The organism is Mycobacterium sp. 852013-51886_SCH5428379 (genome assembly GCF_001665575.1).
Classification (GTDB): domain Bacteria; phylum Actinomycetota; class Actinomycetes; order Mycobacteriales; family Mycobacteriaceae; genus Mycobacterium.
Genome location: NZ_LZSU01000025.1, coordinates 1 through 5,598, shown reverse-complemented (window position 1 = coordinate 5,598; position 5,598 = coordinate 1). Strand labels below are relative to the sequence as shown.

The 5,598-nt window shown below is 56.2% G+C and carries 3 rRNA genes; all 3 read right to left on the bottom strand.

Features of this window, described 5'->3' with window-relative positions:
- Window positions 1-55: 55 nt before the first annotated feature.
- Window positions 56-170, bottom strand: a 5S ribosomal RNA gene (gene rrf / locus A5757_RS11795).
- A gap of 151 nt (window positions 171-321) precedes the next feature.
- A 23S ribosomal RNA gene (locus A5757_RS11790) occupies window positions 322-3,443 on the bottom strand.
- Window positions 3,444-3,902: 459 nt separating this feature from the next.
- A 16S ribosomal RNA gene (locus tag A5757_RS11785) occupies window positions 3,903-5,422 on the bottom strand.
- The 16S, 23S and 5S rRNA genes sit together here, the layout of an rRNA operon.
- Between the last annotated feature and the right edge of the window lie 176 nt (window positions 5,423-5,598).

Genomic DNA, 5,598 nt, shown 5'->3' with positions numbered 1-5,598 from the left:
GCAGAAATGCCTCGGCCCCCAACTGTGTGGTTGGGGGCCGAGGGCTTGAAAGGGTGTTCGGCGGTGTCCTACTTTTCCACCCGTGGTGGGTAGTATCATCGGCGCTGGCAGGCTTAGCTTCCGGGTTCGGGATGGGACCGGGCGTTTCCCTGCCGCTATGGACCGCCGTAACTTTATTTTCACTCGTTTTTGAGTGCCCCCACATTGTGGTGTGGTGGGGGAAGTGTTTTTTGGTGGTGGGGTGTGGAATCGGTGTTTGGATTCCTGTGGGGTGTGGTTGCGGGCATCGTCTGGTTAATACACTCACCGTTGTTTTTGGGTGTGTGTAAGTTTTCGGCCGGTTAGTGCCAGTTCCCTAAACCTATTGCTAGGTGTGCAGGTCTGGTCTATCAATCCCGTGGTCTGCGGGGGGCCTTATCCCACTTAATGGGTGAGAAGCCTGGTCTTGGAGGGGGTTTCCCGCTTAGATGCTTTCAGCGGTTATCCTGTCCGAACGTGGCTATCCAGCGGTGCCCCTGGTGGGACAACTGGTAGACCAGAGGTTCGTCCGTCCCGGTCCTCTCGTACTAGGGACAGATTTCCTCAAGCTTCTGACGCGCGCGGCGGATAGAGACCGAACTGTCTCACGACGTTCTAAACCCAGCTCGCGTGCCGCTTTAATGGGCGAACAGCCCAACCCTTGGGACCTGCTCCAGCCCCAGGATGCGACGAGCCGACATCGAGGTGCCAAACCATCCCGTCGATATGGACTCTTGGGGAAGATCAGCCTGTTATCCCCGGGGTACCTTTTATCCGTTGAGCGACACCCCTTCCACTCAGAGGTGCCGGATCACTAGTCCCGACTTTCGTCCCTGCTCGACATGTACGTCTCGCAGTCAAGCTCCCTTGTGCACTTACACTCAACACCTGATTGCCGTCCAGGTTGAGGGAACCTTTGGGCGCCTCCGTTACATTTTAGGAGGCAACCGCCCCAGTTAAACTACCCACCAGGCACTGTCCCTGAACCGGATATACGGTTCGAGGTTAGAAGCCCAATACGACCAGAGTGGTATTTCAACAACGACTCCACGATCACTGGCGTGACCGCTTCACAGTCTCCCACCTATCCTACACAAACCGTATCGAACTCCAATACCAAGTTGTAGTGAAGGTCCCGGGGTCTTTTCGTCCTGCCGCGCGTAACGAGCATCTTTACTCGTAATGCAATTTCGCCGAGTCTATGGTTGAGACAGTTGAGAAGTCGTTACGCCATTCGTGCAGGTCGGAACTTACCCGACAAGGAATTTCGCTACCTTAGGATGGTTATAGTTACCACCGCCGTTTACTGGGGCTTAAATTCTCAGCTTCACCCCGAAGGGTTAACCGGTCCTCTTAACCTTCCAGCACCGGGCAGGCGTCAGTCCGTATACATCGTCTTGCGACTTCGCACGGACCTGTGTTTTTAGTAAACAGTCGCTTCTCACTGGTTTGTGCCACCCCCTCCCGCTGCCGGCCGCAAGAGCCTTGACGGTATGGAGGTCCCCCTTCTCCCGAAGTTACGGGGGCATTTTGCCGAGTTCCTTAACCATAGTTCACTCGTACGCCTTGGTATTCTCTACCTGACCACCTGTGTCGGTTTGGGGTACGGGCCGTGTGCGCACTCGCTAGAGGCTTTTCTTGGCAGCATAGGATCACCGAATTCGCCTCAAACGGCTATGCATCACCTCTCAGGATATGTGAACGACGGATTTGCCTATCGTTCTCCCTACAGGCTTACCCCAGTACAACCACTGACTGGTACGGCTACCTTCCTGCGTCACCCCATCGCTTGACTACTACCCACCTGGGTCCCGCGCAGCCGGTCCCTCTCGCACCCCGAAGGGATTGATGAGACACCATTTGGGCGGTTAGCAAGATGGATTCATCAGGGACGCTCACACACGGGTACGGGAATATCAACCCGTTGTCCATCGACTACGCCTGTCGGCCTCGCCTTAGGTCCCGACTCACCCTGGGCGGACTGGCCTGGCCCAGGAACCCTTGGTCTTTCGGCGGGCAAGGTTCTCACTTGCCTTATCGCTACTCATGCCTGCATTCTCACTCCCACACCCTCCACAGCTGGATCACTCCGCTGCTTCACCGGATGCAGGACGCTCCCCTACCCAACCAACAAACGTTGATTGCCGCGGCTTCGGCGGTGTGCTTGAGCCCCGCTACATTATCGGCGCACAATCACTTGACCAGTGAGCTATTACGCACTCTTTCAAGGGTGGCTGCTTCTAAGCCAACCTCCTGGTTGTCTTCGCGACTGCACATCCTTTTCCACTTAGCACACGCTTAGGGGCCTTAGCCGGCGATCTGGGCTGTTTCCCTCTCGACGCACGGAGCTTATCCCCCGCCGTCTCACTGCCACACTTTCACTTGTCGGCATTCGGAGTTTGGCTGACGTCAGTAACCTAGTAGGGCCCATCGGCCATCCAGTAGCTCTACCTCCAACAAGAAACATGCGACGCTGCACCTAAATGCATTTCGGGGAGAACCAGCTATCACGGAGTTTGATTGGCCTTTCACCCCTACCCACAACTCATCCCCTCAGTCTTCAACCTAAGTGGGTTCGGGCCTCCACAACATCTTACTGCTGCTTCACCCTGGCCATGGGTAGATCACTCCGCTTCGGGTCCAGAACACACCACTACACCACACACTGTTGTGTGGATACGCCCTATTCAGACTCGCTTTCGCTGCGGCTACCCCACACGGGTTAACCTCGCGACATGTCCCTGACTCGCAGGCTCATTCTTCAAAAGGCACGCCATCACCCCACGACAAGTCGAAGGCTCTGACGGATTGTAAGCGCACGGTTTCAGGTACTATTTCACTCCCCTCCCGGGGTACTTTTCACCATTCCCTCACGGTACTAATCCGCTATCGGTCACTGGGAAGTATTCAGGCTTACCGGGTGGTCCCGGCAGATTCACAGCAGATTCCACGGGCCCGCTGCTACTCGGGCATCCATCACTACAGAGCACGTGTTTTCACCTACGGGACTCTCACCCTCTACGGTCGGCCATCCCAAACCAGTTCAACTAACACGAGCTTTTCTCACTGCAGCCCAGACCGGCAGATCTGAGATTGATGAACCCCACAACACCACACACACAACCCCTGCCGGGTATCACATGCATACGGTTTAGCCATCCTCCGCTTTCGCTCGCCACTACTCACGGAATCACTTTTGTTTTCTCTTCCTACGGGTACTGAGATGTTTCACTTCCCCGCGTTCCCCCCAGACACCTATGTATTCAGTGCCTGGTGACACGACATCACTCGTGCCGGGTTTCCCCATTCGGACATCCTCGGATCCACGCTCGGTTGGCAGCTCCCCGAGGCATATCGCAGCCTCCCACGTCCTTCATCGGCTCCCAGTGCCAAGGCATCCACCATGCGCCCTTAAACACTTACAACACAAAACCAAAAAATGAGTCTCTCCAAAAAAATTGGAGAAAAAAAATTGCATTAACACCAACAACACACCACAACCACCCACCCCCCAAAGAGGAGTCAGCAACCGTGCTGCATCGTTGAGATGCTCGCAACCACTATCCACAAATCAAACACCACACCCCACCACCAAAGCAGGGCAGCAACCAGAACCCCCCACCCGCGACCCACCCCAACGGGTAGTCACGCGCAGAGGGCCGGCACCCATCCCCATTCCGGGATGAGCCCGCGGGCCTGTTGCCTCAGGACCCAACAGTGTGTCTGGCAATCTTTTCGCCCGTTCCGATTCCCGCCGGACCGAACACGTTTGCTGTGCACCCAACCCCCACCCACTACAGGTGTGAGGCTATCTTCACGAATCGCCCAGGTCACCGAACCCCCACACGATGTGGGCGGGCCATAGGTCTCGTGGTGCTCCTTAGAAAGGAGGTGATCCAGCCGCACCTTCCGGTACGGCTACCTTGTTACGACTTCGTCCCAATCGCCGATCCCACCTTCGACGGCTCCCTCCCACAAGGGGTTAGGCCACCGGCTTCGGGTGTTACCGACTTTCATGACGTGACGGGCGGTGTGTACAAGGCCCGGGAACGTATTCACCGCAGCGTTGCTGATCTGCGATTACTAGCGACTCCGACTTCACGGGGTCGAGTTGCAGACCCCGATCCGAACTGAGACCGGCTTTCAAGGATTCGCTCCACCTCACGGCATCGCAGCCCTTTGTACCGGCCATTGTAGCATGTGTGAAGCCCTGGACATAAGGGGCATGATGACTTGACGTCATCCCCACCTTCCTCCGAGTTGACCCCGGCAGTCTCTCACGAGTCCCCACCATTACGTGCTGGCAACATGAGACAAGGGTTGCGCTCGTTGCGGGACTTAACCCAACATCTCACGACACGAGCTGACGACAGCCATGCACCACCTGCACACAGGCCACAAGGGAACCGACATCTCTGCCGGCGTCCTGTGCATGTCAAACCCAGGTAAGGTTCTTCGCGTTGCATCGAATTAATCCACATGCTCCGCCGCTTGTGCGGGCCCCCGTCAATTCCTTTGAGTTTTAGCCTTGCGGCCGTACTCCCCAGGCGGGGTACTTAATGCGTTAGCTACGGCACGGATCCCAAGGAAGGAAACCCACACCTAGTACCCACCGTTTACGGCGTGGACTACCAGGGTATCTAATCCTGTTCGCTCCCCACGCTTTCGCTCCTCAGCGTCAGTTACTGCCCAGAGACCCGCCTTCGCCACCGGTGTTCCTCCTGATATCTGCGCATTCCACCGCTACACCAGGAATTCCAGTCTCCCCTGCAGTACTCTAGTCTGCCCGTATCGCCCGCACGCCCACAGTTAAGCTGTGAGTTTTCACGAACAACGCGACAAACCACCTACGAGCTCTTTACGCCCAGTAATTCCGGACAACGCTCGGACCCTACGTATTACCGCGGCTGCTGGCACGTAGTTGGCCGGTCCTTCTTCTGTAGGTACCGTCACTTGCGCTTCGTCCCTACTGAAAGAGGTTTACAACCCGAAGGCCGTCATCCCCCACGCGGCGTCGCTGCATCAGGCTTGCGCCCATTGTGCAATATTCCCCACTGCTGCCTCCCGTAGGAGTCTGGGCCGTATCTCAGTCCCAGTGTGGCCGGTCACCCTCTCAGGCCGGCTACCCGTCGTCGCCTTGGTAGGCCATCACCCCACCAACAAGCTGATAGGCCGCGGGCCCATCCCACACCGCAAAAGCTTTCCCCCAACAACCATGCAGCTGAAGAGGAATATTCGGTATTAGACCCAGTTTCCCAGGCTTATCCCAAAGTGCAGGGCAGATCACCCACGTGTTACTCACCCGTTCGCCACTCGAGTACCCCGAAGGGCCTTTCCGTTCGACTTGCATGTGTTAAGCACGCCGCCAGCGTTCGTCCTGAGCCAGGATCAAACTCTCCAAACAAAAACAACCCAACCAAAAGCCAGGTGAAATTCGTATCAGAAAAATCCGATCACAACCAGAAACATCTGGCAAAAAAACCACACCCCCTAAACGGGAAAAAGAGAGCATGGCACAACAAAAAACAACAAACAAAAACCACCAAACACACTATTGAGTTCTCAAACAACACACCCGCC